Source organism: Chryseobacterium sp. JK1, from assembly GCF_050632815.1.
Lineage (GTDB): Bacteria > Bacteroidota > Bacteroidia > Flavobacteriales > Weeksellaceae > Chryseobacterium.
Map to the genome: position 1 here is coordinate 369,936 of NZ_JBODRU010000001.1, position 26,998 is coordinate 396,933.

Genomic DNA, 26,998 nt, shown 5'->3' on the forward strand with positions numbered 1-26,998 from the left:
TTGAAAATAAAGAACAAACAAAAGAAGCTTTCAGATCTGAAAGCTTCTTTGTCTTTTTATCGCTCTATTGGCCTTTCTTTTGGCTTTTCCTACTTTAAAATCAAACCATTTCTGTCCTAATATATTTCGCATAACATTGTCGAAACTTCGGATCATCACGAGATTCTTGAAACCTCTCCATTTTTCCAGCCAGCTTGAAGGAAGTGCCCGTATGGAAACAGAATATCCTTCCGTTTCATATTGTATATAATGCCACCATCCCGACGGAATATAAAGTGTTTCTCCTGGTTTAATGATGGCTTCGTAACCATTCACATATTTCAATCCCGGAAATTCTTCATAATCCGGTTCTTTAACATTCGTGATGCTATGGAAATTATAAGGAAGTTTGTAAAGCAAATCCGACTGCTCCCAGGGAAAGAGCCAAATTCTTTTGACGCCCTGAAACTGAGTGATAAAAACATGAGACATATCAATATCAATATGATTTCTTGTAATAGAACCTTCTCCTCCAAAAAACATAAAGGGAAGCCATTTTAAAATTTTTCCTTTCGTTACATCGTTATAATAAATATCATTTTTAAGTTCGGGCTTTATACTTAACAAATTGAATAAGAAAAGACGATGTTCCGTAGGAGAGGAAGTAATCAAATCCAAATATTCCGAAAAAGTACTGTTTCCTATGGGTTTACTGGCTACTCTGTCCAGAGATTCTATTTCACTTCCGTAAATGTTCACTTTTTGCTCGCCTGCAATTTCTTTGAAATATTCGTAATTCCATTTTTTGAAAGCAGGACTTTTTGCACTTACAAAATCGTCAAGAATGATAGGTAGCCTTGGTTTCATATGGCTTTTAATAAAGGTTTCTGAACTTATCATCTTTACTTTCTGTACCGGTTCTAATCTCATACTTTCAAATTTTAAGCAAATATAAATATTATCCTACTAAAATTATAGACTAATAATGTTAAAACTGATTTTAAAACTGAATTTTTAGAATTAAAGGATAAAAGGTTTTATTTTACGGCCTTTTTAGTAAATTAGCACATCTAAAAAATTACTAAAATGATCTCTGAAAAATACCTTCAACATTTACAGAATGAACTTCAGAATATTGAGAATGATGGACTTTACAAAAGAGAAAGAATCATTACTTCTCAACAGAGTGCAGAAATAGAAGCCAATGGGAAAAAACTATTGAACTTCTGTGCCAACAATTATCTGGGATTATCCAATAATCCGGAAGTGATGAAAGCTTCTCAGGAGATGATCCAGTCTCACGGATATGGAATGTCATCGGTACGTTTTATCTGCGGAACACAGGATATTCATAAGGATTTGGAGAAAAAAATCGCAGATTTCTTAGGTCTTGAAGATACCATTCTTTATGCTGCAGCTTTTGATGCCAATGGTGGAGTTTTTGAACCTTTGTTCACAGAGGAAGATGCTATTATTTCAGATGAACTGAACCACGCTTCTATCATCGACGGTGTTCGTCTGTGTAAAGCGGCAAGATACAGATATAAAAACAATAATATGGCTGATCTGGAAGCTCAGCTGATTGCGGCTTCTGAAAAAAACCACCGTTTCAAAATTATCGTTACAGACGGAGTTTTCTCTATGGATGGAATTGTTGCTGACTTAAAAGGAGTTTGTGACCTTGCTGATAAATACGATGCTTTAGTAATGGTTGACGATTCTCACGCGACAGGATTTATCGGAAAAACAGGCCGTGGAACTCACGAAGCAAATGAGGTAATGGGTAGAGTGGATATTATCACTTCAACATTAGGAAAAGCTTTGGGAGGAGCTCTGGGAGGATTTACTTCCGGTAAAAAAGAGATCATCGATATGTTGAGACAGCGTTCAAGACCTTACCTGTTCTCCAACTCTCTGGCTCCAGGTATTGTAGGAGCAGCTTTAAAGGTATTGGATATGATCTCTGATGATACTTCACTTCGTGATCAGGTAATGGAAAATGCCGATTACTTCAGAACAGAAATGAAAGCGAAAGGTTTCGATATTCCTGATGGAGATGCTGCTATTGTTCCGGTAATGCTTTACGACGCTCCACTTTCTCAGAAAATGGCTGAAAAGCTTATGGATGAGGGAATTTATGTTATCGGATTCTTCTATCCGGTAGTTCCAAAAGGTAAGGCAAGAATCAGAGTACAGCTTTCTGCCGCTCATACCAGAGAGCATTTGGATAAAGCCATAGCTGCTTTTGAAAAAGTAGGAAAAGAATTAGGAGTGATCTCTTAAGATAAAAAGATCTACATTTATAGCATAAAACAGGATTTCTTACATGTAAAGAAATCCTGTTTTTTTTATGAAAAAAATATTCACGATCATATAGAAAGGACAGACCAGACCCGAATTTTTTTAAGATGAACGTTGTTGGTTTATTTAGAGGAATGAAAATAGTATGACCATTACTAAAAATTAAAGGAGGCTATATACAATTTTACATTACTGTCATTCTGACGAAGGAAGAATCTCGTAATATGGCTTAGATTCTTCATTTCACTTCGTTACATTCAGAATGACAGAGTCATCATAATAAGATAACCGCATTAGTGTAAAATGTATGTAATTGCCAAAATTAAAATACGTTAACAATATGGCAATAAAACAGCGATTTTCAGTGTTATTTTAGTGATTGAATTAGAATAGTTGAAAAAGTACTATTGCTGAATAGATGATAATATAATATATTTGAAACACTAATACTAATAGCCGTTTTGTGAAAAAAAAATTACTTCTTTTAGCTTTTTTTAGCTTTTTTAAAACAGTGTATGCTCAATCTGATGATTACAAATCAATACTTACTGTAAGTGCTTTTGCTCCTTTTCGTGACCAGCGTTATAATGTAGGTTATATGCGGAAAATAAATGAAAGATGGTGGATTGGAGGTGAATTGGCATATGGAACTGGCAAAATTACTCCCGTAAATATTGGAAATTTTGAAGGGAAAAACAGAATTTTTGAAATAAAACCGGAAGTTTTTTATAGCTTGGCTCCTCAATCGAGATTAAAACATTTCGTATCAGCAGAAGTTTTTTATTTAAAACAAACAGGAAAAGATATTTCTGGAACATATTATGACGAAAATGATGTTTATTATTCTTTTAGCTCAGCAGATTATAAAAGAACCAAATATGGAGTAAATATCAACTACAGTATTTTGCTTCATAAAGAATCTTCATGGTTTGGCTTTATGCCTAAAATCGGCTTTGGCATTAGACAGAAAAATATTTCTTATGCTAATATGACAGGAAGGGAAGAAATTGATGCTCCTAGAGATGGCCTTCCTTTTGACTATCATTTAAATCAGCAGGGCTCCAATCTGCGTTTCAATTTTAATGTGGATATGAAAATTATTTTCAAATTTTAAAAAATTCCTAATCTTTATTATTTTAAGCTAAAGATTTTAGATTAAATTCTCTTTTTTTCCGAAATAAACTATCTTTGCAAACAAATTTTTAGGATGCTGTATACCATCATCAAAGCTTTACATATTATCTTCATGGTAAGCTACTTTGCGGGGATTTTTTATCTCGTGAGAATTTTCGTTTACTATAAGGATACCGATGAATTTTCTGAAGAAAAAAAGAAAATTCTGAGAGAACAATATACCTTTATGGCCAGAAGGCTGTGGAATATTATCACCGTTCCGGCAGGTGTAATCATGGCAGTTTGTGGATTGGTCATGATCTTTTTAAATCCGGGACTGATGAAAATGGGATGGTTTCATCTGAAACTGACTTTCCTTATTGGATTAGCCATTTACCACTACTGGTGCTGGAAGAAAGTACTTCAGCTGAAGGATTTAAGTGGAAATACTTTACCAATTGCCAATATCAAACTGAGACAGGCAAACGAAATTGCGACCTTTATTCTTTTTCTGGTCGTATTTACAGTGATCTTAAAATCTATGGTAATTGAATATTGGTGGCAATTAATTGCTGGATTTTTCGTTCTTGTATTTCTGATTATGATGACAGTGAAACTCGTTAATAAAAATAAAAAAAACAAATAATTGTGGAGTAGGATATCCATCTTTTCTACACTTTACTAAAAAAACTATGATTGCAATTTTAAAGAAAGAACTTTGGAGTTATTTCGGAAACTGGAGCGCATGGATAATCATTGCCGCTTTCAGTCTCATTACGACTCTTTTCCTGTTCTTTTTCGACAACGATTCTAATATTTTTGAGATCGGAATGGCTTCTATGCAGAGTTATTTTGTATTGGTACCATGGCTGCTGATGTTTATCATTCCAGCACTTTCCATGAAAACTTTCGCAGAAGAACAGCAGACGGGAACCCTGAACTGGCTTTTTTCACAACCTTTAAAAGTTTCAGACCTGGTAACAGGAAAATTCCTTTCTGTTTGGGTGGTAGGTGTTCTATGCCTTATTCCTTCTTTAATTTATCTTTATACAGTATATGTGCTGGGAGTTCCTGCAGGAAATATTGATATGGGAATGACCTTCGGAAGTTATATAGGGCTGATTATGCTGATTGCTGCATTTGCGGGAGTAGGAATTTTAGCCTCTTCTTTATCTCAGAATCAGATTATGGCTTATCTGCTTGGTGTTTTTATGTGTTTCATTATGTATTTTGGAATTGAACAGCTGGCTAGCTATAAATTATTAGGGGGAGCAGATTTTATTCTTCAAAACATAGGTTTTTACCAGCATTTCTTAGGCTTTACAAGAGGTCTTATCGACTTTAAAGATGTGGCCTATTTTATACTGGTTATCGGCGCTTCATTAGTATTGTCCAATCATTTTATTAACAAAAAGAAGTAGAATTATGAAGAAGATCAATGCTAAATCTCCACTGGGAATTTTCTTATTTGTAATTATTCCCTTAGTTATTATCCTGGTATATTCAGGAATCAGATTAGACTTAACAAAAGAAAAAAGATATACCCTTTCTGAGAGTACAGTAAAGGTACTGGAATCTGTTAAAAAACCACTAACAGTAGATGTATATCTTGAAGGCGACTTTCCGGCAAGCTTTAAACAGCTTCAAAGTGAAACCAAATTTATGTTGGAAGAGTTCAGAAAGATCAATCCTAAAATTGATTTTAAATTCATCGATCCTATCAAGACAAAAATGTCTCAGGATACTTTGATGGCGATGGGAATGCAACCTTCAATTCTTCCGGATGTAAAAGATGGAAAGATCTCTCAGATTACTCTTTTTCCTTATGCCGTGATCAAACATGGAAATAATGGAGTTTCTATTCCGTTGGTTGTGCAACAGGCTGGTATCGATGCAGATCAGCAGCTTACGAGATCGATCGAAGGATTGGAATACAACCTGGTTTCCAACATCAAAAATATTGCATCTGATAAGAAAAAGAAAATAGGAATTTTGGTCAATCATGATGAGCTGAGCCCGGATGAATTCCAGGGATTCGTGCATCTTGCCATGGAAAACTATGACGCCGGACCTATTATTCCTAAAAATCAAACTGAGCTCTCATTGGAAGATATTCCGCTTTTGAAGCAGATGAGCGCTTTAGTTATTGCAAAACCCAGAAAAGCTTTTACAGACAATGAAAAAGTAATTCTTGACCAATACATCATGAACGGAGGTAAAACTCTTTGGATGATTGATGCGGTAAATGCTGAAATGGATACGCTTACAAGAGCCAAAAAAGTAATGCCTTTCCCGGTTGACCTTAATATGACCGACTTCTTTTTCAATTACGGAATAAGAATCAATCCTGCTTTGGTAAAAGATGTGAAAAAATTTGCTCTTTTAAGACTAGTTACAGGGGAAGTAAGCGGAAATCCACAATATACAAGTTTACCTTGGCCATATTATCCGCTGGGAATTGCTGAAAACAATAATCCGATCACTAAAAATATCAATCCTGTAAAATTTGAATTCCCGACTTCTATCGATACACTAGGTGGAAGAAAGAATATCAAAACAAAAGTCCTTTTCGAATCCAGTGAGAGAACTTTGTTGAAGCAGGTGCCAAATTATGTGGATCTGAAAGAAATTGCCAGTGTAGACAGTCTTGGACAAATGGAAAAACCAAGTACTCCAAAAATCTTTGCTGTAGCATTGGAAGGAAAGTTTAATTCTGCTTATGCTTCAAGAATTGAAAGAAAATCTTACCCTGGATTCAAAGAATCAAGTCCGGAAAATAAAATGATCGTTATTGCTGATGGAGATGTGGGAAGAAACAAAGTGATTAAAGGAAAACCACTTCCATTAGGAGTAGATTTATTGACTAACGAGCAGTTTGGAAACGAACAGTTCCTTAGAAATGCTTTAGATTACCTTTTGGATGACAGTAATCTGATGGAACTGAGAAACAGAAACATTGAAGAAAGACTTCTCGACAGACACAGAATCACCGAAGAGAAAACCAATTGGCAGTGGCTGAATTTATTGCTTCCACTGGTAATTATAGGGTTGATTGGAGGATTGTTCTTCTGGTTGAGAAAGAAAAAATTTGGATAAATAAAAAGAGAAGCAAAAGCTTCTCTTTTTATAGTTTTAGTTTTTATCTTTTAGACTTCAATTTTCTATTCTCTTCTTTCAAAGTTTCCACTTGTTCTTGCAAAACCTTGATATAACTCTGTAAATTTTCTACAATAGAATCAGGAATACTATGGAAATGGTTAAAATAACTACCAGCATTGTCATTAAAAGTGGTGTTATCATGATTGTTGTGCACTACTGCTGTTTTTCTTTCCTCTTTTATTTCTTCTACAGGAACATCGAGTGCCTTAGCTAGCTTTTCCCACTCATCATCATATATTCTTACTTCATCATTCTCCTTTCGGGAATAATTAGATACGTCTGTTGCAATGATTTTAGACATATATTCTTGGGTATAACCTCTTTGTTTTCTTATACTTCTTAGCTTTTCCATAATGACTTTTTATTTGTGTCTTTGTACAAATATAAAGAAAATGATTTTTTTATCATTACCATATACAAATATAAAAAAATAGTGGTTCCTTTCCAGAAACACCTATTCTCTAAAATCCGTATTTCTACGCTAGGAGCATCTTTTGTTTCTCTCTAGTTTTGTAGGGGAAGTGTAAATAAATATCACAAAATCATACGATTATGCCAACGAAACAACACAATAGGTTTCTCCTTCATATGATGGAAGGAGTAAGTAATGTACGGATCGTAATTACCGATCATAGTATTTCTTCAGGAGAACCTTGGGAAAATACAGCGGATATCATTCAGAAGTCGGGCAATACTTGGGAAATAGATGTTCAGGCAGGAAGACATGGTACTGATACCGTTGCACAGTGGTTTAAAAGTAAAATATCTGGTGGCAATGCCATTGGATGCAGTTCTAATGATGCGCTGCCTGGTAAGCTGAATTTTGCCTTTACCTGTACTTTAACGTTTGATTATCATAACAGACATTGTGAACTGCGCGACATCCAAATCGGGCAGGGACATAATTCAAAATCGGAGAACAACTGGTGGATTGGAAGCAGGAATCTGAAAAAGATTTCCGGAATCTATATTTTGGAGACAGATCAGAATATCACTTTCAAATGCAATGTTTCTGTGTCGGGAGTCAACGAGTTTTATATGAATATCAATGCTTCAGAATGGATGAGTAAGGTTAATCAGAGTACTTCACTGAAGGCATTGAGCATTCCCGGAACGCATGATTCCGGTACTTATAAAATTTCTTCGGCCGCTTTCGGAGCCCGCTGCCAGAATTATGATATCAGGCAGCAGCTTGAAGATGGGATTCGTTTTCTGGATATCCGATTGGTGAATGCCTCCAATTCTTCAGATCCTTTGAGCTTGTATCATGGAATTATTTCATGCGATGTTACCTTTGGTGAAGTATTAAACGCCAGTCAGCAATTTCTGAGAGATCATCCTTCCGAAAACATTTTGATGTGTGTGAACAATGAAAAAAGCGGTCAGGATATCTCTGAAAACTTTATTTATTATCTTAAAAAATATAATGGTCTGTATTATCAGGGGAATACAATTCCCGAATTGGGACAGGTAAGAGGTAAAATTGTGTTTTTTTACAGGTTTGATCTGAATACGGGAAATTCAGGAATAGATAAGAATAAAGTTGGAGTTAGATTTGGCCCGTGGGAAGATGATAAAAGCTTTGAAACTAAAAATTCATTGGGGCAGAAGTTCTATATAGAAGATAATTATCAAAGCTATGACACGCACAAAAAAGTAAAATTCGTACAGGAAAACCTGGAGAAAGCCCTAAAAAAAGGGTCTGAAAATGAATCGATCTTATACGTAAGTTTCAATAGTATTGCTTTTGGGGCATTCCATCATACTCCTTATCAATATGCCTGGGGTGGAATAGGGGTAGATCCTGCGATGAATCCATGGTTGAAGCAGTATACCAATTATTCTGGACAAAGACGTTTGGGAATTATTCCCCTTGATTTCTATAATAATGGCGGTGGAAACCCTATTGAAAATGGGCTGGTAGGAAATATTATTCAATCAAACCACTAAAAATAAAAAAGAGAAACCTCGCGTTTCTCTTTTTTATATATGATCAGTGATCTTTTAATCTTCTAAAACAGGGATAATATGTTCCCATTTAAATGCCTTCGCATAATCTAAAGCTGTTTTACCTTTTCCGGATAGTATGCTTTTGTCAGCTCCTGCATTCAAAGCGGCCTGTACAATGGTAAGATTCCCGGCGATAGTTTCCCGGTGTAAAAGCGTTAATCCATCCTCATCAACATTTGCAATTTCTTCAGGATATTGCTGCAAGAATTTGACAAATTCATCTTTCATATTTTTGCTCATCGGATGCTCAATGAGGTTTTCAGGATATTCTCCCTGTTGATTAACCACATGAATATCATTGTAGTCTCCAAAATCAAGCTGCCAGGCATTATCATGATCTTTTCTTTCAGCTTCTGACATATCGGCACGCATTTTTTGAATGGTAAACCCTCCATAGGCTTTGGGAAGCGAAGGAGATGAGGAAGAGAAAAGTTTGGAAAGGCCTTTAGGTTTTGGAGTACTTGGAGTAATAGCAAAAAGCCAATCTGTCAGGTGGCTCAGAGGGATTTCTACATAATCACCAATCTGTATATTCTTAAGACTATTAGGCTCATTGATCAGGTATCCCTTTACGTGGTCACCATCAAAGGAAACTTCGTTGATCCACATATGTTCCGCGAGATTTTCACCGGTTTCTTCGTCCTGTTCCTCGAAAAGAGTTTTCACGCAGGCAACATTAAGTCCAGGGATAATTCTTCTGTATTCCCACGACTGTTCACGCCAGAAATATTTAAAGGTTTCCTGTGCTTTTTGATAGGCTTTTATCATTTCCGGATCGTTTCCATCCGCAAAGAAAATAGGATTTTCTTCCATAGTAATAGATTGTGATTAGGTGATTAAAAGGAGTTTATTTATTGCTGATAAGCTTCCTTGGGCAATAGTGCTGCCGTTTTATAATAGCTGATGTCTATAGGTAATTTATCCTGTAGTTCCTGGAAGGTGTCATAATCATAATGGGTCCAGTTTTCTTCATGTTCAGGGTCGGAAGTTTTATCAATGGCAAGTTCCAGTTTTCCGTCTTCCTGATAGCTGCATTCTATAGCTGCATATTTTTCTCCGTTTTCATCTGTAGTATACCAGCATTTTACGGTTTTTTCAAGTTGTGGTTTTGTTGTTTCGTTGTCGATAACCTGGGAACAGATGAAGTTCTCGGAATCATCTATTGTAAAAACAGTTTTGGAGATGAGGGGAAGGTCATCTACAGACAAAGAATACAGTTTATTGGTAGAAATAATATATCCTTCGGCCGTTTCTCTTTTTTCGATATCGAAAAAATCGGATTTTTCTTTCAGGTAATCCAGTATTTGCTCTTCATCGTCATTATCGTTTAGGAAATAATTGATGTTGTATATGCTGTCTTCACTGATGAATTCAATTTCCTTCAGTACATCTGTGTTGCTTTCATAATAATACAGATGATACTCGTTTAGTTTCACAGCATTGCTTTTGGAGATAATTTCTCCAAAAATGTTTTTGTACACTTTTCTCATTTTTAATCACGTTAGTTAGTTTCATTTATTAGTTTAAGTGGTATAGCAAAGATAAGTTTCTTTTTTCTCTTAATCCTAACTGTAATTGAGTATTATTTTCGTAATAATATTAAACGTCCTTTATAAAATCCTCATATTCGTAATAAAACATTTCAAATCCATTCATTTTATCATAAAAGAATTCAAAAATTTCCTGCCATGTATTTTTATTAAACACAGAAACTCCAGGCTTTTGTACCCATATTCTGCTGATTATCTTTCCATTCTCCAGGCTGAAATGCTCTTCTTTGTGAAATTCTCCAATAAAATCTTTCAGAATATCTTCCAGTGACCAGATCTTTTCATAATAAGCATTCCTGAAGATTTCATCTTTCATTTCTATATCTAATGAAACTTCTGCTTTTTTGTTATCTACCGAAAATTTGAATGCCATATCCTTGACTTTGGTATCATAGAGAATCCATTTCCTTGGAAAAGATTTTCCAAAAGCTGTCCAAAAGTCCTTTTTTAGCTGTTGCGCTTCTTGTTTACTGAACATAGCACAAACTTAATGATTTAATAGGAAAAAGGCAAAATAGCGGAAAAGATAAAGAGTTGAGTAGACTGAAAAGATATTCTGAGAAGGTCAAGAATTTTACATTTTTTGAAAAATGATTTTGGAAATATCAAGCCATTTTCACTTTATTAGCCCATCTGATTAGCCTCTTTTAAATCTTTATTCATCTCTTCTTTTGCTTTATTAGCTTTCAGGAATTTCTCCTTTTTTCAAATATTAAACAATTTTCTTATTTTTGCTGTAATGCTTTCAAAAAAATCTCAATATGCGTTTAAGGCACTTTCATATCTTGTAGAAAAAAGAAATGAAGGGCCTGTTCTTATTTCCGAAATTGCGGAACACAAAAAGATTCCTTTAAAGTTTTTGGAAAACATCCTGCTTGAACTGAAAAAAGCGGACATTCTAGACAGTAAAAAAGGAAAAGGAGGAGGATATTTTTTAAAAGAAAATCCTGAAAATGTAAAACTTGCTAAGATTATTCGCCTTGTAAACGGTCCTATAGCCATGCTCCCTTGTGTAAGTCTTAATTTTTACGAAAAATGTGAAGACTGTAATGAGGATCACTGCGGATTACATGACGTTTTGATTGAAGTTCGGGATGCTTCTTTGAATATTTTAGAGAAAAAAACTTTAATGGATCTGGTGGACTGACCTGATCCTTTTTTTTGAATTAGTAGTCTATCTTTTTGGTAGGATAATTATTTTATCAGATATTTGCAATGCTTCAAACAGGAATGCTTTCATTCTGAATGAAGATACAAATACACCGAAACGATATTATTTATGGTAATTTCAAGAAAGATTCAGGTAAGGCTTAATGTACTTTTTATCACTGCTGCAATTTTGGGGACTGCTGTTTTCTCTATGTATGAATTGGGATACCTTGATGAGCTTCTGAATATTCTGGCAAAAGATCATTATATTTTCTACTGGATGCTTTTGGTGGGAGTATTTGCCGAAATCGTTGCAGGATCTATGGGAATGGGATACGGAGTAATTTGTACAACCACACTGATGCTTCTTAACATTCCTCCGCATATTGTGAGTGCAAGTATTCATTCTGCAGAAAGTTTTACTACAGCTGCTGGAAGTATAAGCCATGTTAAACTTAAAAATGTAAGCAAGAACTTAGTAAAAAAGCTGGCCATTCCGGGAGTAATCGGAGCTATTATAGGAGCGGTTTCCCTGACTTATTTTGGAGAGTATTATGCTAAAATTACAAAAACTTTAATTGCATTTTACACCTTGTATCTTGGAATACAAATACTTTCTAATGCTTTTAAGAAAAAACAAAGTAAAGCATTGAAAAAGAAAACCAATCTGACAAGGCTTGGCGTGATCGGAGGTTTTATAGATTCATTTGCAGGAGGGGGCTGGGGACCGTTGGTAACCGGAACTTTAATTAAAAACGCATTTACCCCCAGATTTGCCGTTGGAAGTTCTACTGTTGCCAAGTTTATCCTGACCATTACTGCTACGGTTACCTTCTTCTTTACACTCGGAATTCAACATTGGAATATTATTTTAGGTCTTTTGATAGGAGGAATTATTACTGCTCCCTTTTCTGCAATGCTAACTGCTAAGCTTCCAGTGAAGAAAATGTTTGTGATTATCGGCACATTGGTTATTGTAATGAGTTCTATAACTATTTATAAATCAGTTTTTAATTAAAAATATCATCAGGTATTTAAAAATAAAAGCACGAAAAAGATATTTGGTTTTGAAAATATTTTACTTTTACACTACTAAATATTAGAACATGAATTTACATATCATTGCACTTTTTAAGTTTAATGAAAATTATCTGATGGAAGCAGTGGAGCTTTTTCAGAAACTTGTGAAAGAAACAAGAAAAGAAGAAGGCTGCCTGCAGTATGATCTTATTGAAGATAAAGATAATAAGGGAACTTTCTTCCTGATCGAACTATGGGAAAGTGTGGATCATCATAACATGCATAACGGACAGGATCACCTTTTGGACTTCCGAAAAGACGCTTCCAAGATGATGGAAAGCTCTATTGAAGTTTATAAGGGTTTTAAAATTTACTAGTATAATTTATAAAGATTCAAAATGATTATTGTGAATCTTTATTTTTTTTGAATATATAAAAGGCGGTTTCAACAATCTGAAACCGCCTTTTTATTAGAAAAAATAGAAAGTATTAAAAAAAATTGTTTATTTCACGATGAGCTTTTTCGTTTCCGTGTTGCCACCGTAAGTGATTTTTACAAGGTAATTCCCTGAGCTAAGGTGAGACAGGTTTAAATCCTGCTTGTAGAATCCTGTCTGATTAGATAATTCTGCAGTGTAGACCTGTTTTCCGGTAAGATCATACACCTCCACATTCCCTTTGTTGCTTGCTTTTTCTTTAACATCAAATAAAACAGTCACTTTCTTGTCTGCTGTAGTCGGGTTAGGGTAAATTCCGAAAGAAGCTTTTTTACCAACCTCTGTAATACCTAGAGTTTCAGTGATTTTTTTATATTTGAAATACATGTCTCCTGTAGTTGCTCCACCATTGGTTGTGAAGTACATTCTATAGTAGTCACTGCCTTTTTTAACATAATAAACCACATCATTATAAACATTTCCGATTCCTTTCCATGAGTGACCTACCGTAGTAATAGCAGATGAAAAGCTTGCATCAGCAGGAACAGTATAAGACGCTGTTTCCTTCGTTTCAGGCTGCACTTTGGCTACTTTGATATTAGGACTCTGGATTGCTCCGGAAAGTGGATACATCTGTATTCCCATATAGAAGGTAAAATATTTCGTAAACATCAGGTCCCACGCCGTTTTTGAGGGCTCCATATTGGGAACTTTCGCACCGGTGTCAAAAGAAAAATAGTTGAAATAAGCATCGTCTGCTCCATTCGCAATAGTGCGGGTTTCAGTAGCCCCCCATGAACTTCCGTTCCATTTCGAATACTTGAAAGTATACCCGGCAAATGCATCCTGAATAGCGAATTTAATATAGGTCCCTGAAGGATATTTTAAAACAAAAATAGCTTTTCCATCAATATGGTGACTGGTAGTATTATATACTCCCCATCCTGTAGAAGGTAGGAAAGGATCTGTGATGGGGCCTTGTTCGAAAGCTCCCTGACTCCAGTCCGTGGTCTGATCTGGATTATATAGAGGAGCACCCCATGAGGATTCATTAGTTATATTGATATTATCCCAGTCTGCAAGGTTGGATGACGCTGTATACACTTTAATTTCCTTTGCATCATTGATTCTTGATCCAAAAGCATAGTTTGAATTTCTATAAAAAGCTACATCCCAGCTATTGGCTGGCTGAGAGATCATGTTGCCATCTGCCAGATTAACAAATACACGGTTTTGGTATCCACTTCCCATAGTCATATTTACTTGCGTATACCCTAATGCATCAGTTTGCGCTATAACAGTCTGTTGAACAGTAAGGGCAAACATCGAAGCCAAAAATAGTTTTGTTTTCATAATTTATTTTTTAAATCCTTATTTAGAATTATTCTACAAAAGTATATAATTATTTTTAATGATTCTAAATAAAAACATGATTTTTATCTGGTTTTATTTTGAATTCATAGTTTCAATATCGATGTATGGCTAGATATAAGGTATTTTTAAGTGATGGAGAGATCTATGTATTGCATTTCGACCTTCAATAAGTTGGATCATTATTCTATAAAAAAGATCCGGCTGGAAACTTCCAGCCGGATCTATAAAGGCATATAATAGTCTAATAAATTTTACTTTTTAATAAACTTAGATTGGATAACAGCTCCTTCAGCCGTTTCAATAAGAACATAATATACTCCTGTTTGAAGCGTACTGATATCAAATCTTTGTCCGTTAAGTTTCCCTTCAGTAGCTTTTTGCCCTGTAGCAGAGTAGATCTGAATGCTTTTTGGAGCCTTCACCGAAACAAACTCTAATGCTGTATTTTCTGAATTAACAGCAAATTGAACATTGTCTTTCTTTTTAGCATTATCTGTTACTCCTAGTGTAGAAGCAGAAGTTAATACCACATCATCCAAACGCAATGCTACGTGAACAGTAGATGCTGTAAACTTAAATGCAATATACTGGTAAGCAGATTGCTGTACGTTAAATGTTGTAGTAGCATCTGTGCTTGAAGTAAGGTTCACAACAGTACCGATAGGAGTAAAGGTAGACATATCGGTAGGGCTTGCGACAAGACCTACTTCAAGAGTACCGGTTCCACCGGGAGTACCTCCAATAAGTGCTGAACTGAATGATAAAGTCTGAGTTCCTGTTGGAGCAACAATTTGTGGAGTGATCAGATAAAAAGCTTTACTTCCTGCAAAGAACGAGTAAGCTTGAACAAAGTTATTTCCAGCAGCAGGCTCAACAGTAAGCATAGGTACCCAGCTCGGGTTATTTGGATTTGATGAAGCAGGAATTACTGTACTCCATCCATTTTGAGGCAATGAACCTGTACCTGTAGTAAATGAATTAAAATTTTCGTTTATAGACGATACTTGTGCATTTGCTGTGAAAGCCGTAAACATTAATGTTCCTAAAAGTAGTTTTAATCTCATGATATTATTTTTATTTAGAATTATTCCACAAAAATAAGTATTAATTTTTAACTATTCTAAATAAAGCATTATATTTGCCAAAATTTTTACTCTATGAAGAAGAAGGTGCTTTCCGTTCTATCATTATCCATTGCCTTTTGGATGAATGCACAAGAAAAAGATTCTCTTAATCAGAAGAAAATAGAAGAAGTTGTCGTTACAGGGCAATATACTCAGCAATCTATAAATAAATCGATCTATAAAGTTGAAGTCATTGATGCAGAACAAATTAAAAGGATGGCTGCTACCAATGTAGCCGACGTTCTGAATCAAAGTTTAAATGTTCTTATTACATCAGACCGTAATTCGGGAAACTCAACAGCAAGTCTTTTAGGACTTGGCGGGGAGTATACTAAAATTCTTATAGATAATATTCCAGTAGTTGGAGATATTGGTTTAGGAAATAATATAGACCTTACTAAAATTAATATCAATAATGTTGACCGTATTGAAATCGTAAGAGGGTCTATGGGGGTAGACTATGGTAGCAACGCGGTGGCAGGAGTTATTAATATTATAACAAAGAAAAATAGTAATAAAAAACTGACTCTGAATGCTTCTGTACAGGAAGAAACCGTAGGAAAAGAGTATAATTTATACAAAAAAGGAGAGGGAAGGCACGTACAAACATTAAACATAGGGTATAATATTGATGAGCACTGGTACGTAGGAGCCAATATTAACCATAACGACTTTCAGGGATTCAAAGGAACTCAGGAAGGATATAAATATTTTGGTCAGGATAAAAAAAGAGGATATCTATGGCAACCTAAAGATGTTCTAAATGTGGATGGTATTGTAAGATACTCCAAAAATAAAACCTCTATTTTCTATAAGTTTGGTTTTGTAGATGAAAAACTTAATTTTTACAGTCCTATTGTAGGAGAGATATATTTGGGAGAAGGAAACAGAACATATGTTTCCACAGATCGTGATTATCTTACCAGAAGATATTTGAACCAGCTTAATATACAGACCAAACTTGGACCCATCAACTATACAGGAGATTTTTCTTACCAGACTCAGGACAGAAAATACAGAGATTTCATGTATGACATTCCAAACCGTCAGGTGAGAGGTGATAAGAATGAGTACCAGTCGTATAATAAAGCAGATGTTATCTATTCGAGAGGAGTTTTCAGTAATTTCCTGAATAATGAGAAAATTGATTTCCAGTTAGGGTACGAATTAGATCATACATCGGGTTATGCCGGATCTATTGCCGGAAACTTTGCTGGAAACAATGTTCAAAGAAAGATATTTAACTATGCCAATTTCATTTCTGCAGAATGGAATGCTACAAAATGGTTATCCGTTCGTCCCGGATACCGTCTTGCGGTAAGTGATAAATTTGATACACAGCATAATTACTCCTTAACGGTAAGAGGAAAAGCGAATGAATCAACAAATATTCGTTTGGTGGTAGGAAGTGCCAATAGATTTCCCAATTTTGACGAATTGTATACTTATTTCGTAGACAGTAATCACGATATCCGTGGAAATGAAAACCTAAAACCTGAGGAAGGTTTTACCGCCTCATTAAATGCCGATAGAAAAATCAATACTTCTTCGGGATGGAACCTGAAAGTAGGAGCAAGTGCTACTTATATGAAGGTGAAAAACAGAATTGAAGAATCAATTATTAATTTACAGCCTTTAAAATATCAATATATCAACATAGATAAGTTCAGGTCTTATATATTGGAAGCTAATTTTAATGCTCAAAAAGATCAGTTTACTTTATCTGCAAATGCTTCCTATTACGGAATTTCAAAAGAATTATCTTCAGGAACAATAACTTCACCTACTGATTTCTTCTACACATTTGAAGGAAAAATTGCGGGGAGCTATACTTTACCTAAAGTCAATACCAACTTCTCGTTATTCTACAGATATGTAGGAGCGCAACAGGTATATGTTCTCGTTCCGGATCTTGCCAACCCTTATTATGAAGTAGGAAAAAGAGGAGACTTTAATATGATGGATTTTGTGGTTTCACAGCCTTTCTTCAATAGACATCTTGAAGTAAGCGCGGGGGTTAAAAATATCTTTGACATATCATCAGTTAGTGATACTACAATTCCTGGTACGGCTCACGGTGCCGGAGATCCAAATTCTAATTTGTTCTATGGCAGAAGTTATTTTGCCAGAGTAAGTTATAACTTCTAAAATTTAAAAAAATGAAAAAAATACTGGTTTATCTTTTAATAGGTGTATCATTTATATCTCAGTCTTGCATCAATGATAATGAAGATCCAATAGCAATACCTAAAACAGATGGTTATGTAGTTGATCCTACCGTAGGAGGACCTAGCCAGCCTAATCAGGTGTGGTTCGATCTGGGAACCAATACTCAGATGGTTACCAAAAGAACAGATTGGGACCTTGGTTTTTATTCAGGAAGTGAATTTAAAGTGATTCTGAATCCATCCATTGCGATGGGTGCCGGGAAAATTGCCAATGCAACCAACATAGACTTAGTGAAGGAATCAGACGTTACTGCCTTAATGAATCAGGTACAGGTAGCTAACTTTAATCCGGCCAATACCATTTATATAGATGATGTTACTGGAAACTTTCCATCTGGTTACACTGCAATAGATGGAATTAAAGCAAATGAAGCTGATAACCCTATTTATCTGGTTAATATGGGTAAAAGCGTTTTTACAGGAACAATTCCTTTAGGTACGGTTACTACAGGAGGTGATGCCAGAGGTTGGATGAAGGTACAGGTGGTAAGACAGGGAGATGCCTATAAAGTAAAATATGCAGAACTTAATGCTACTGATCATAAAGAGGTAATTATCAATAAAAATGCAGCGTACAATTATAGTTTCTACAGCTTGAAAAATAATACAACAGTTACTGTACAGCCGGAGAAGAAAAATTGGGATATTTGTTTCTCAGTATTTGTTAATTCAATTGCAGGAGCAGGAAGTTATATCTATGCAGACTTTACAATGCTTAATAACCTGGGAGGAGCTGGAGCTTATGAAGTAAAAGTAACAGGAACAACAACAGGAGCAGAGGCATTTACGAACTTTAAGCTTTCCGATGTTGATAAAACGAAATTTGTTTACAATGATCAGCGAGTAATTGGTGGAAACTGGAGAGAAGTAGGACCAGATGGATATCAGGTGAAAGGAAATGTTTTCTATGTGATCAAGGATGCGGAAGGATATTACTTTAAACTGAGATTTACAAGACTTACGAGCGAAAAAGGTGAACGTGGATTCCCGCAGTTTGAATATAAACCTTTATTTTAATATCAATTTAAGAAATCAATAATAGTATATCATGAAAAAATTCATCCTTGCAGCTTCTGTTCTTATTGCAGTATACTCATGCAAAAAGACAGAAGGAACAACGAAAGAAAATACAACCGAAGCAACTTCTGAAGCTCCGAAAAGCAATAATAAAATAGTAACCTTAAACGGCGGAATTACAGAAATCGTAAGCGCTTTAGGTCACGAAAAAGAAATTGTAGGAACAGACGTTACCAGTACATACCCGGAATCATTAAAATCTACTGCCAAAAACTTAGGACACGTAAGATCAATTACGATAGAACCTATCATGGCAGTAAGCCCAACTTTAGTTTTAGCGTCAGATAAAGACTTGAACCCTGAACTATTGGGTAAAATTAAATCCTCAGGAATTAAAGTAGACGTTTTCAAACAGGAATATACTGTAGACGGTACCAAAAAACTTATTGAACAAGTCGCAAAAGCGATCGGAAATACAGACTATCAGAAACTGAATGATAAGATTGATACTGATCTTAAACAAATTCAGCCCATTGCTAAAAAGCCTAAAGTATTATTCATCTATGCCAGAGGAAATATGCTGATGGTTTCAGGTAAAAATACACCGATGGCAGCATTGATCAACCTTGCAGGAGGAGAAAACGCTGTGAACGATTTTGAAGATTTCAAACCATTAACTCCTGAAGCTGTGGTAAAAGCTAACCCAGATGTACTATTCTTCTTCGAATCAGGCCTACAGGGAGCTGGTGGAAACGAAGGCGCACTTAAAATGCCGGGAGTTTCCCAGACCAACGCGGGTAAGAATAAGAAAATCATCGCAATGGACGGAGGTTTAATATCAGGTTTCGGACCAAGACTAGGAGAAGCAGCAGTAGGATTAAACAAATTATTAGTTGAAAGCACAAAGTAAATTATACTTTTACATGACAATATGTACCATACTGCTTGCCCTTATAGCAGTATGGTCTATTAATACAGGTGTTTACGACTTTGGTGGTAAATCTGCATTTGAAGTTTTAGGAAAAGTAATACAGGGAGATTCCGGATTATCATTAAGTGATAAATATGTAGTTTGGGATGTACGGGCAGCCAGAATTATCATGGCTATCTTAATAGGAAGTATGTTGGCGGTTTCAGGAACAAGTCTTCAGGGACTTTTCAAGAATCCCCTGGCAACAGGAGATTTAATAGGACTTACATCAGGAGCAACACTACTCGCTGCAATTGCGATTGTTTTAGGAGGACATTTCAAACAATATCTTCCTGAGGCAGTACAATTTTCACTGGTGGGAATTTCTGCTTTTATAGGATCCTTTTTATCAATGATGCTGGTATACAGAATTTCTACTGCCGGAGGAAAAACAAATGTTGTAATGATGCTGCTTACAGGAGTTGCCATTACAGCCATTGGTTTCTCTATTACAGGTTTCCTGATTTATATTTCCAAAGACGAACAATTGAGAGATTTAACATTCTGGAACCTCGGAAGCCTTGCTGCAGCAACATGGACGAAGAATATCATTCTAGCCATTGTTTTAGCGATTGCTTACATCATTCTGCTTCCAAAAGGAAAAGCTCTGAATGCCATGATGTTGGGAGAAAAAGATGCACAGCATTTAGGAATTAATGTAGAAAGACTGAAGAAGCAGATCATTATCATGGTAGCATTGATGGTGGGAAGTTGTGTGGCATTTTCAGGAACTATTGGTTTTGTAGGCCTTATTGTACCTTATATTTTAAGACTTTTGTTCAAATCCAATTATACCTTTATTCTGCCTTTATCAGCCTTATGTGGAAGTATTTTACTCTTAACGGCAGATACATTCAGCAGAAGCATTGTAGAACCTTCAGAATTGCCGATCGGAATTCTGACTGCTTTAATGGGAGGGCCTATTTTTATTGCTATTCTGGTTAAATTTAAAAAGTCACTGTAATGATCAAAGCACATCAGATTAATTATAAACATAAAGAATTCCGTATTCTGGATGGGGTAGATGTCTCTTTAGAATATGGTGAATTTTTAGCCATTGTAGGTCCCAACGGAGCAGGAAAGTCAAGCCTTCTGAGTGTTTTGGCAAATGAAGTAAAGACGGGAAAACAGAATGTTTTATTGAAAGATAAACCTATTCAGGACTGGGATGTAAAAGAACTCTCAAAGCATAAAGCTAAATTTTCTCAACACAACAGCAACGACATTCCACTGGAAGTAAAAGATGTGGTCATGATGGGAAGATATCCCTACTTCGATGCTCAGCCGGGAAAAGAAGACCTTGAAGCCATGAATAATATGATGTACGAAACAGATATTTTTCATCTTAAAGAAAGAGAATACAACACCCTTTCAGGAGGTGAAAAACAACGTGTACACCTTTCAAGAGTAATGGCACAGCTTGAAAATGATATTGCCCATAAGCTGGTTTTTCTGGATGAACCTTTGAACAATCTGGACATCAAACATCAGTACAAAGCGCTGGAAATCATCAAAAAATTTACCCAAAAAGCAAACAGTGCCATTGTCGTTTTACATGACCTGAACCTTGCCGCACAGTTTGCAGACAAAATTTTACTCATGAAATCAGGTAGAGTTTCCGCGTATGGAACCCCGCAGGAAGTCTTTACAGCAGAAAATATAAGCGAAGCCTATAACTTTCCCTGCACCATCTGTGGACACCCTATTACTAATAACCCAATGATCATTTTTGGATAACCATGGAAAAAGAAGAATTAAAAATCCTTGCTCAAAACCTTGCCAATCCTCAGGGGGAAAAAGGCATCGAAATCGGTGAAATGATGAATGCTACAAACATCGGAATGACGTTAGAAAGCATCAGAACATTACTGATAGAAGATGACGAAAATATCCTTGAAATAGGACATGGCAATGCAGGACACTTGAGAAACATAATAAATCTGGCTAAAAATCTGAAATATACAGGAATTGATATTTCAGAAACCATGTACAATGAAGCCAGAAAACTGAACGAAGAATTCAAAAACCAGGCAGAATTTATTCTGTATAATGGTACAGAAATTCCTTTTGAAGACGAAACATTCGACAAAATATTTACAGTCAATACTGTCTATTTCTGGGAAAAGCCGGTTGAATTTTTAAATGAAGTTTACAGAGTTTTAAAAGATGACGGTACTTTCGTTCTCACTTTCGGACAAAGAGATTTCATGGAAAAACTTCCTTTCACAGAGTACGATTTTACACTCTATAATAACACTGAAATGGAAGAACTGATCTCCCAAACCCACTTCAAAAGAATGAAAATTTCTGAAAAAGAAGAAAATATCAAAAGCAAAACAGGAAACGAAACAATACATAGAATTTATACAGTTTTAACCATAAAAAAGTAAAATAATGAGCACATTAGTTAATAATTTAAAGGAAAAATGGGAAGCTCTGAAAGCAGAAAATCCACATATAAGAATAAGAAATGCTGCAGAACAATTAGAAGTAAGTGAAGCAGAATTACTGGCAACAAACATCGGTAAAGAAGTAACTGTTCTGAACCCGGATTTCCAAGGTATCCTTACTGAAGCGGAGACATTAGGCAAAGTAATGGCACTTACCCGTAATAATGAATGTGTTCATGAAAGAAAAGGAACATACCTGAATAGTGATTTCAGCAGCCCTCACGCACAGCTTTTCGTAGGAGAAGACATTGACTTGAGAATTTTCCTTAACCACTGGAAATTTGCTTTTGCGGTAGTAGAAGGAGATAAAAAAAGTCTACAGTTCTTCGGTAAAGATGGATTGGCTCTTCATAAAATTTACCTGACTAAGGACAGCAACGAAGAAGCTTTCAATACTATTGTTGAAAAATTCAAAGCAGACGACCAGAATCAGGTACTTACTTTTGAAGCTGTTGCTCCAAAGCAGGCTGAAAAAGCAGACGCTGAAATTGACGTTGAAGGATTCAAAAAAGCCTGGACTGAGCTAAAAGATACTCACGATTTCTTCATGATGACAAGAAAATTCGGAGTAAGCAGAACACAGGCGTTAAGACTGGCTCCGGAAGGTTTCACTAAGAAAATCGATAACGCAAAAGTGGTAAGTGTTCTTGAAGATGCTTCTGAAAAAAACACACCAATCATGGTTTTCGTAGGAAACAGAGGGATGATCCAGATTCATACAGGGAATGTGAAAAAAACACTTTGGCACCAGCAGTGGTTTAATGTAATGGACCCTGATTTTAACCTGCATTTAGATGTAACGAAAATTGCAGAAGCATGGATCGTTAAAAAACCAACTGAAGACGGAGAAGTTACAGCTATTGAAGTATTCAATACCGAAGGTGACTTTATCGTTCAGTTTTTCGGGAAAAGAAAACCTGGAATTCCTGAACTTCAGGAGTGGAAAGATCTTGTTGCAGCATTAGAGCAATAATAATTAGATGATTTGAATGAGACCGTTTTGTTTATAAAATTCAAAGCGGTCTTTTTTATTGTAACAGGATGATTCCAAATATTTTGAATTGGCTCTTGCAATGAGAATAGTGCCAAAATATTTATGTAATTTGTGTCTAAATAATTAAAATGAAAAATGTATTCATAGCGATTTTGCTTGCAGGTTTCTGTTCATTAAGTGCACAGGATTTTAAAGCGTATCAGTTTTATGATAAAAAAGGAAAGGAAGTTAAGACCGATAAACTGGTAAAAGAACTTGCTGATTATGATGTTGTCTTTTTTGGTGAAAATCATAACAGTTCTATTAATCATTGGCTGCAGCTTAAGATTACGGAAGCTTTGTATCAAAAGAAAAATGGACAGCTTATTTTAGGAGCAGAAATGTTCGAAAGAGATAATCAGCCTCAGTTGGATCAATATCTGAACGGAAAATTTGATGCCAAAACATTCAAAGACTCTGCCCGTTTATGGAACAATTATGAAACAGATTATAAGCCGCTCGTAGATTTTGCGAAAGATAAAAAACTGAGTTTTGTAGCAACCAATATTCCCAGAAGGTATGCTTCTCAGACCTCAAAAGAAGGATTGGAATCTTTGAATAAGCTTAGCGATAAAGAAAAAAAATATATTGCTCAATTGCCTATTAAAGTAACTCTGGATACACCAGGTTATCCGGAGATGAAAAAAATGATGGGCGACCACGCTGAAGGAACAAAAGTGATGAACTTTATTTCTGCACAGGCAACAAAAGATGCAACAATGGCAGAATCTATCCTTAGGAACATTCAGTCTGGGAAAACTTTCATTCATTACAACGGAAACTACCACAGCAAAGAATTTGGAGGAATTTACTGGTACATCAAACAGAAAAATCCAAATCTGAAAATGGCTGTAATCTCTGTATTTGAAGCAGAAGATCCAGAATTAAAAGTGCCGGCAAAGGATTATATTCCAACCGATTTTAATCTGATCATTCCAGCAGATATGACGAAGACTTTTTAATTTCTTGATCATAAGATATTCATGAAGATAAAGGACTCGGGCCGGGCTAAAGCCCGGCCCGAACATGTTTTAATAAAACATCCAAAACCTTTAATCTCAAATGATAAACTATACCATTTTCAAAGCAGATTAGTTTATTATCAAAGCTGTTTAAACTTTTTTATTAAACCGTAAAAGTCACAAAAGCTTTTTTAAACACTTAAGCTATTGAAGTTATATACTTTGGGTATAAGAAGTACACCAAATTTTTATTGAAAATCAAGGATTTTCATCCTCTATGAAATTCATTGTGCGGTATTCCTTATCCTTTTTAAAGTGTTTGAAAACTATATAATGTTTAGATTCCTACGGAATGACAAAGTGTACGGATACACTCAACGTCATGTTTGTCATTCCGTAGGAATCCAGCCTTAGAAATTATCATTCTTTTATGTGTTTTTATTAAACCAAAAGTCGAAGATTCAATGAATTTAAACGCCACAAAAGATTGAAACATTTTAAGTGAACTTAAGAGAATATCCTGGCACAGAATAAGTCCACATATAAGTTTAAACAGACTTATCATTAATGAATTTGATATCATAATCTTTACCTTTGTAAGATATTCCATCAATATGAAGAAATTATCCATTCTGTTTATTCTTTTTGCGGCATTTCTCAATGCTCAGAAACTGACCTCCAATGAGGTTGGTATTATCAATCAGGGAAATATCAATACAGCATTGCCGATTTATCAGACTACAGATACTCATCAGCATAAAACATTGCTGAGCATTTCTTCAGAAATAGATCCACTTGATCCCAATACTGCCATTTTGGTGAAAAGGATGAAGGAATCACTTCTAGCAACCGATGGTGGAGTAGGAATTGCAGCTCCACAGGTAGGAATCAACCGAAAAATTATTTGGGTACAGCGTTTTGATAAAGAAGGGTTGCCATTAGAATATTTTATTAATCCAGTCATTGTCTGGAGATCTGACCTTCAGAATCTTGGTCCGGAAGGAGATCTTTCTATCCCGGATTTCAGAGATCAGTTCTATAGAAGTAAAGTGATTCAGCTGGAATATGTAGATTTGAAAGGTCAGAGATATTCTGAGATTGTAGAAGGATTCACAGCCGTTATTTTCCAGCATGAAATAGACCATCTTTTCGGAATTCTGATTTCTGATAAAAAAGAAAAAGAAAAAAATGATTCTTATGGAAAAGTAGATGCTTACCAGAAAAGTGATTCAACAAAGAGATAACGTAAAAACACTCTATTAATATCATATTTAAAAATTAAACTTTCTCGCTCTCCATATTTTAACGGCCTGAAATAAATATAAAAATTAACAGTTTCAAATATCCCCAATCATCTGTTTTAATCTGTGCAATCTGTGGTCAAAATAAAAAAACTATTTCAACAAAATCAACCGAAAAATCATCTGAGTACAGCATTTTGATAAAGAAAAGCTACCATTAGAATATTTTATTAATCCAGTCATTGTCTGGAGATCTGACCTTCAGAATCTTGGTCCGGAAGGAGATCTTTCTATCCCAGATTTCAGAGACCAGTTCTACAGAAGTAAAGTCATTCAATTGGAATATATAGATTTGAAAGGTCAGAAATATTCAGAAATTGTAGAAGGATTTACCGCAGTGATCTTCCAGCATGAAATAGACCATCTTTTCGGAATTCTGATTTCTGATAAAAAAGAAAAAGAAAAAAATGATTCTTATAGAAAAGTAGATGCTTACCAGAAAAGTGATTCAACAAAGCGATAAAGTAAAAATCTCTATTTATATTTTAGAATAAAATCTTCTCCATCATTATAGTCTGCAGGATTAACATAAGAAACGACTCCAATATCAGATTGTAAAACTTCTTTGAGCAAACTGAAATACTTTTTTTCAGTTTCTTGATTTCCATCAACAGTTAGGCTGATAATAAGTTGATCATCATCAGTGATGTTTGCCCCTACCATTATTTTGTCTGGATTATCATGATACTTATTCCAGTAAAATGTTTGGTTGATGGAAGGTGTTTCTATGAAATAATTGATCATTTCATACTCAGTTTTAAAAATATAATCCTTGTTACCCTCTGGATAGGTGTAATCCAGATCTAATTTTTCATAACCGGGAATAAATGTATCCAAGACTAAATCGATAACTCTTTTTGATTTCTGTCCTGCATAAACCTGACAAATGATATCAGTAATTATCTCCATTATAAATTGTAATTATGTAAATTTAGATTGCTTTTAATTGGGATGGGAACAAATATAAAAATTAACTCTTTAAAATATCCTCAATCATCTGTGCAAATCCGTGCAATCTGCGGTTAAAAATAAAAAGGAGCTGTTTCCAAAAAAACAGCTCCCCTCGCTATAACTATGCTTAAAAAAATTGGATTAATTATTATTAATCACTGAAAGCCCCTCAATATTATTTTTAATCACATTAGAGAAAGAACAGGCCAAGTGTAAAAGTAAGCACTCATCAGAAGTTCTAAAATTTAATAATTATTGTTGAGATACTTTTCTTAACTCATATTCATTCATCCTTCTTATAGTATAAGAATTCATTCCATTCCTTTCCATAAAACTTATAATGCCATACATGCTTGAACCTTTTAAAGTATTATCCTTTAAGGCGAAGGAAATCATCAATGGATTATTATTCTCTGTATTTACGATAGAATTTCTATTTTTTTTGAGCAAATTAATAATATCTGTTGTTTTAATAGGCTCGGCTTTATCAATCAATCCATTTTCTTGCTCTATAAGATAAATTGAATCCTGCTTTGAAAAAGGAGCAGTATTTAGACACATCGAAAAGTTGGATTTCAAGCTTTTTATTACATAAAACGACTTATTTTTATCAATGATTAAAAAGTGAATAGAGCCTGATAAATAATTTTTATTGAATCTCTTATCAAATTCGTGAGGCATAATTATTTTTAAAGAATCATTTTTATAAGCCTGCTTCAGGCTGTCTATTTTCTTGTCAAAATCCGATACGCTAAAATCATTTTCAGGAATTAGTAATCTATCTTCCTTTTCCTTTGTTTTGGAACAGTTGAAAAGTAAAACAAAAAATAATATGCTAATGATAAACTTCATGCTTACTGATTTAATGAT

Annotated in this window: 27 protein-coding genes and 1 pseudogene; 19 read left to right on the forward strand and 9 right to left on the reverse strand. The window is 35.0% G+C overall.

Annotated elements, in window-relative coordinates; all coding sequences use genetic code 11:
- Window positions 1-30: 30 nt before the first annotated feature.
- Window positions 31-909: a cupin-like domain-containing protein gene (locus tag ACQ76T_RS01675; protein ID WP_431341618.1), complete on the reverse strand. Its 879-nt coding sequence runs from the start codon at window positions 907-909 to the stop codon at window positions 31-33.
- A 156-nt stretch (window positions 910-1,065) separates the two neighbouring features.
- On the opposite strand from ACQ76T_RS01675, the gene kbl reads away from it, so the two are divergent.
- The 5 genes from kbl to gldG all read left to right on the forward strand — a co-directional run bounded on the left by kbl (window position 1,066) and on the right by gldG (window position 6,489).
- The gene (gene kbl, locus ACQ76T_RS01680) at window positions 1,066-2,262 is read left to right on the forward strand and encodes a glycine C-acetyltransferase (protein ID WP_431341619.1); all 1,197 of its coding nucleotides are present in this window, start codon (window positions 1,066-1,068) and stop codon (window positions 2,260-2,262) included.
- Window positions 2,263-2,743: 481 nt separating this feature from the next.
- Window positions 2,744-3,394, forward strand: a complete 651-nt coding sequence (locus tag ACQ76T_RS01685; RefSeq protein WP_431341620.1) for a hypothetical protein — start codon at window positions 2,744-2,746, stop codon at window positions 3,392-3,394.
- Between the two features lie 93 nt (window positions 3,395-3,487).
- Entirely contained in the window at window positions 3,488-4,039 is a 552-nt protein-coding gene (locus ACQ76T_RS01690) for a CopD family protein (protein WP_431341621.1), read from the forward strand.
- Between the two features lie 46 nt (window positions 4,040-4,085).
- Window positions 4,086-4,814, forward strand: coding sequence for an ABC transporter permease subunit (locus ACQ76T_RS01695; protein ID WP_431341622.1), 729 nt, complete (start codon window positions 4,086-4,088; stop codon window positions 4,812-4,814).
- A gap of 4 nt (window positions 4,815-4,818) precedes the next feature.
- A complete protein-coding gene (gene gldG, locus ACQ76T_RS01700) occupies window positions 4,819-6,489 on the forward strand; it encodes a gliding motility-associated ABC transporter substrate-binding protein GldG (protein WP_431341623.1) in 1,671 nt (556 codons plus the stop codon).
- A 43-nt stretch (window positions 6,490-6,532) separates the two neighbouring features.
- On the opposite strand, the gene ACQ76T_RS01705 is transcribed toward gldG, so the two are convergent.
- The gene (locus tag ACQ76T_RS01705; protein WP_431341624.1) at window positions 6,533-6,904 is read right to left on the reverse strand and encodes a helix-turn-helix domain-containing protein; all 372 of its coding nucleotides are present in this window, start codon (window positions 6,902-6,904) and stop codon (window positions 6,533-6,535) included.
- Window positions 6,905-7,104: 200 nt separating this feature from the next.
- Here ACQ76T_RS01705 and ACQ76T_RS01710 point away from each other — a divergent pair, with 200 nt between their 5' ends.
- Window positions 7,105-8,502: a phosphatidylinositol-specific phospholipase C gene (locus ACQ76T_RS01710; RefSeq protein WP_431341625.1), complete on the forward strand. Its 1,398-nt coding sequence runs from the start codon at window positions 7,105-7,107 to the stop codon at window positions 8,500-8,502.
- 54 nt (window positions 8,503-8,556) lie between these two features.
- Here ACQ76T_RS01710 and ACQ76T_RS01715 read toward each other — a convergent pair whose 3' ends face one another.
- From ACQ76T_RS01715 to ACQ76T_RS01725, 3 genes are all read right to left on the reverse strand, one after another.
- A complete protein-coding gene (locus ACQ76T_RS01715; protein ID WP_431341626.1) occupies window positions 8,557-9,375 on the reverse strand; it encodes a DUF2314 domain-containing protein in 819 nt (272 codons plus the stop codon).
- Window positions 9,376-9,413: 38 nt separating this feature from the next.
- The gene (locus tag ACQ76T_RS01720; protein ID WP_431341627.1) at window positions 9,414-10,052 is read right to left on the reverse strand and encodes a hypothetical protein; all 639 of its coding nucleotides are present in this window, start codon (window positions 10,050-10,052) and stop codon (window positions 9,414-9,416) included.
- A 109-nt stretch (window positions 10,053-10,161) separates the two neighbouring features.
- Complete coding sequence (locus ACQ76T_RS01725) at window positions 10,162-10,590, reverse strand: DUF4268 domain-containing protein (protein WP_431341628.1); 429 nt, start codon at window positions 10,588-10,590, stop codon at window positions 10,162-10,164.
- A gap of 261 nt (window positions 10,591-10,851) precedes the next feature.
- Here ACQ76T_RS01725 and ACQ76T_RS01730 point away from each other — a divergent pair, with 261 nt between their 5' ends.
- From ACQ76T_RS01730 to ACQ76T_RS01740, 3 genes are all read left to right on the forward strand, one after another.
- Window positions 10,852-11,259 carry an RrF2 family transcriptional regulator gene (locus tag ACQ76T_RS01730; RefSeq protein ID WP_431341629.1) on the forward strand — a complete coding sequence of 136 codons (408 nt, stop codon included), beginning with the start codon at window positions 10,852-10,854 and terminating at the stop codon, window positions 11,257-11,259.
- Window positions 11,260-11,391: 132 nt separating this feature from the next.
- Complete coding sequence (locus ACQ76T_RS01735; protein WP_431341630.1) at window positions 11,392-12,279, forward strand: sulfite exporter TauE/SafE family protein; 888 nt, start codon at window positions 11,392-11,394, stop codon at window positions 12,277-12,279.
- A gap of 88 nt (window positions 12,280-12,367) precedes the next feature.
- On the forward strand, window positions 12,368-12,658 hold the full coding sequence (locus tag ACQ76T_RS01740; RefSeq protein ID WP_431341631.1) for a putative quinol monooxygenase: 291 nt from the start codon (window positions 12,368-12,370) through the stop codon (window positions 12,656-12,658).
- A gap of 126 nt (window positions 12,659-12,784) precedes the next feature.
- Here ACQ76T_RS01740 and ACQ76T_RS01745 read toward each other — a convergent pair whose 3' ends face one another.
- Together ACQ76T_RS01745 and ACQ76T_RS01750 are read right to left on the reverse strand one after the other, a co-directional pair.
- Complete coding sequence (locus ACQ76T_RS01745; protein WP_431341632.1) at window positions 12,785-14,071, reverse strand: T9SS type A sorting domain-containing protein; 1,287 nt, start codon at window positions 14,069-14,071, stop codon at window positions 12,785-12,787.
- Window positions 14,072-14,343: 272 nt separating this feature from the next.
- Window positions 14,344-15,156 carry a T9SS type A sorting domain-containing protein gene (locus ACQ76T_RS01750; RefSeq protein WP_431341633.1) on the reverse strand — a complete coding sequence of 271 codons (813 nt, stop codon included), beginning with the start codon at window positions 15,154-15,156 and terminating at the stop codon, window positions 14,344-14,346.
- A gap of 93 nt (window positions 15,157-15,249) precedes the next feature.
- Between ACQ76T_RS01750 and ACQ76T_RS01755 the strand changes: the two genes are divergently transcribed.
- From ACQ76T_RS01755 to ACQ76T_RS01800, 10 genes and pseudogenes are all read left to right on the forward strand, one after another.
- Window positions 15,250-17,364, forward strand: a complete 2,115-nt coding sequence (locus tag ACQ76T_RS01755; protein ID WP_431341634.1) for a TonB-dependent receptor plug domain-containing protein — start codon at window positions 15,250-15,252, stop codon at window positions 17,362-17,364.
- A gap of 11 nt (window positions 17,365-17,375) precedes the next feature.
- The gene (locus ACQ76T_RS01760) at window positions 17,376-18,461 is read left to right on the forward strand and encodes an HmuY family protein (protein WP_431341635.1); all 1,086 of its coding nucleotides are present in this window, start codon (window positions 17,376-17,378) and stop codon (window positions 18,459-18,461) included.
- A gap of 31 nt (window positions 18,462-18,492) precedes the next feature.
- The gene (locus ACQ76T_RS01765; RefSeq protein WP_431341636.1) at window positions 18,493-19,371 is read left to right on the forward strand and encodes a heme/hemin ABC transporter substrate-binding protein; all 879 of its coding nucleotides are present in this window, start codon (window positions 18,493-18,495) and stop codon (window positions 19,369-19,371) included.
- Window positions 19,355-20,395 carry a FecCD family ABC transporter permease gene (locus ACQ76T_RS01770; protein ID WP_431341637.1) on the forward strand — a complete coding sequence of 347 codons (1,041 nt, stop codon included), beginning with the start codon at window positions 19,355-19,357 and terminating at the stop codon, window positions 20,393-20,395. Before ACQ76T_RS01765 ends, ACQ76T_RS01770 begins: the two co-directional genes overlap by 17 nt.
- The gene (locus ACQ76T_RS01775; protein ID WP_431341638.1) at window positions 20,395-21,168 is read left to right on the forward strand and encodes a heme ABC transporter ATP-binding protein; all 774 of its coding nucleotides are present in this window, start codon (window positions 20,395-20,397) and stop codon (window positions 21,166-21,168) included. The genes ACQ76T_RS01770 and ACQ76T_RS01775 overlap by 1 nt, the downstream gene beginning before the upstream one ends.
- 2 nt (window positions 21,169-21,170) lie before the next feature.
- Entirely contained in the window at window positions 21,171-21,821 is a 651-nt protein-coding gene (locus ACQ76T_RS01780; RefSeq protein ID WP_431341639.1) for a class I SAM-dependent methyltransferase, read from the forward strand.
- A gap of 4 nt (window positions 21,822-21,825) precedes the next feature.
- The gene (locus ACQ76T_RS01785) at window positions 21,826-22,854 is read left to right on the forward strand and encodes a hemin-degrading factor (protein WP_431341640.1); all 1,029 of its coding nucleotides are present in this window, start codon (window positions 21,826-21,828) and stop codon (window positions 22,852-22,854) included.
- Window positions 22,855-23,003: 149 nt separating this feature from the next.
- Window positions 23,004-23,876, forward strand: a complete 873-nt coding sequence (locus ACQ76T_RS01790; RefSeq protein WP_431341641.1) for a ChaN family lipoprotein — start codon at window positions 23,004-23,006, stop codon at window positions 23,874-23,876.
- Window positions 23,877-24,490: 614 nt separating this feature from the next.
- Window positions 24,491-25,120, forward strand: a complete 630-nt coding sequence (locus ACQ76T_RS01795; RefSeq protein ID WP_431341642.1) for a peptide deformylase — start codon at window positions 24,491-24,493, stop codon at window positions 25,118-25,120.
- Window positions 25,121-25,337: 217 nt separating this feature from the next.
- Window positions 25,338-25,640 (forward strand): annotated as a pseudogene (locus tag ACQ76T_RS01800) (peptide deformylase); the annotation flags it as partial.
- An 11-nt stretch (window positions 25,641-25,651) separates the two neighbouring features.
- Here the strand turns inward: ACQ76T_RS01800 and ACQ76T_RS01805 are convergent.
- On the reverse strand, window positions 25,652-26,086 hold the full coding sequence (locus ACQ76T_RS01805) for a hypothetical protein (RefSeq protein WP_431341643.1): 435 nt from the start codon (window positions 26,084-26,086) through the stop codon (window positions 25,652-25,654).
- A gap of 294 nt (window positions 26,087-26,380) precedes the next feature.
- Window positions 26,381-26,980 (reverse strand): hypothetical protein, encoded by a 600-nt coding sequence (locus ACQ76T_RS01810; RefSeq protein WP_431341644.1) that lies wholly within the window; start codon window positions 26,978-26,980, stop codon window positions 26,381-26,383.
- Window positions 26,981-26,998: the final 18 nt, after the last annotated feature.

Coding starts and splice junctions, on each gene's coding strand:
- ACQ76T_RS01755 (WP_431341634.1), top strand. CDS start 15,250: ATGAAGAAGAAGGTGCTTTCCGTTCTATCATTATCCATTGCCTTTTGG.
- ACQ76T_RS01720 (WP_431341627.1), bottom strand. CDS start 10,052: ATGAGAAAAGTGTACAAAAACATTTTTGGAGAAATTATCTCCAAAAGC.
- ACQ76T_RS01705 (WP_431341624.1), bottom strand. CDS start 6,904: ATGGAAAAGCTAAGAAGTATAAGAAAACAAAGAGGTTATACCCAAGAA.
- ACQ76T_RS01725 (WP_431341628.1), bottom strand. CDS start 10,590: ATGTTCAGTAAACAAGAAGCGCAACAGCTAAAAAAGGACTTTTGGACA.
- ACQ76T_RS01710 (WP_431341625.1), top strand. CDS start 7,105: ATGCCAACGAAACAACACAATAGGTTTCTCCTTCATATGATGGAAGGA.
- ACQ76T_RS01715 (WP_431341626.1), bottom strand. CDS start 9,375: ATGGAAGAAAATCCTATTTTCTTTGCGGATGGAAACGATCCGGAAATG.
- ACQ76T_RS01785 (WP_431341640.1), top strand. CDS start 21,826: ATGAGCACATTAGTTAATAATTTAAAGGAAAAATGGGAAGCTCTGAAA.
- ACQ76T_RS01695 (WP_431341622.1), top strand. CDS start 4,086: ATGATTGCAATTTTAAAGAAAGAACTTTGGAGTTATTTCGGAAACTGG.
- gldG (WP_431341623.1), top strand. CDS start 4,819: ATGAAGAAGATCAATGCTAAATCTCCACTGGGAATTTTCTTATTTGTA.
- ACQ76T_RS01675 (WP_431341618.1), bottom strand. CDS start 909: ATGAGATTAGAACCGGTACAGAAAGTAAAGATGATAAGTTCAGAAACC.
- ACQ76T_RS01805 (WP_431341643.1), bottom strand. CDS start 26,086: ATGGAGATAATTACTGATATCATTTGTCAGGTTTATGCAGGACAGAAA.
- ACQ76T_RS01745 (WP_431341632.1), bottom strand. CDS start 14,071: ATGAAAACAAAACTATTTTTGGCTTCGATGTTTGCCCTTACTGTTCAA.
- ACQ76T_RS01750 (WP_431341633.1), bottom strand. CDS start 15,156: ATGAGATTAAAACTACTTTTAGGAACATTAATGTTTACGGCTTTCACA.
- ACQ76T_RS01730 (WP_431341629.1), top strand. CDS start 10,852: ATGCTTTCAAAAAAATCTCAATATGCGTTTAAGGCACTTTCATATCTT.
- ACQ76T_RS01795 (WP_431341642.1), top strand. CDS start 24,491: ATGAAGAAATTATCCATTCTGTTTATTCTTTTTGCGGCATTTCTCAAT.
- kbl (WP_431341619.1), top strand. CDS start 1,066: ATGATCTCTGAAAAATACCTTCAACATTTACAGAATGAACTTCAGAAT.
- ACQ76T_RS01760 (WP_431341635.1), top strand. CDS start 17,376: ATGAAAAAAATACTGGTTTATCTTTTAATAGGTGTATCATTTATATCT.
- ACQ76T_RS01790 (WP_431341641.1), top strand. CDS start 23,004: ATGAAAAATGTATTCATAGCGATTTTGCTTGCAGGTTTCTGTTCATTA.
- ACQ76T_RS01775 (WP_431341638.1), top strand. CDS start 20,395: ATGATCAAAGCACATCAGATTAATTATAAACATAAAGAATTCCGTATT.
- ACQ76T_RS01765 (WP_431341636.1), top strand. CDS start 18,493: ATGAAAAAATTCATCCTTGCAGCTTCTGTTCTTATTGCAGTATACTCA.
- ACQ76T_RS01780 (WP_431341639.1), top strand. CDS start 21,171: ATGGAAAAAGAAGAATTAAAAATCCTTGCTCAAAACCTTGCCAATCCT.
- ACQ76T_RS01690 (WP_431341621.1), top strand. CDS start 3,488: ATGCTGTATACCATCATCAAAGCTTTACATATTATCTTCATGGTAAGC.
- ACQ76T_RS01810 (WP_431341644.1), bottom strand. CDS start 26,980: ATGAAGTTTATCATTAGCATATTATTTTTTGTTTTACTTTTCAACTGT.
- ACQ76T_RS01740 (WP_431341631.1), top strand. CDS start 12,368: ATGAATTTACATATCATTGCACTTTTTAAGTTTAATGAAAATTATCTG.
- ACQ76T_RS01735 (WP_431341630.1), top strand. CDS start 11,392: ATGGTAATTTCAAGAAAGATTCAGGTAAGGCTTAATGTACTTTTTATC.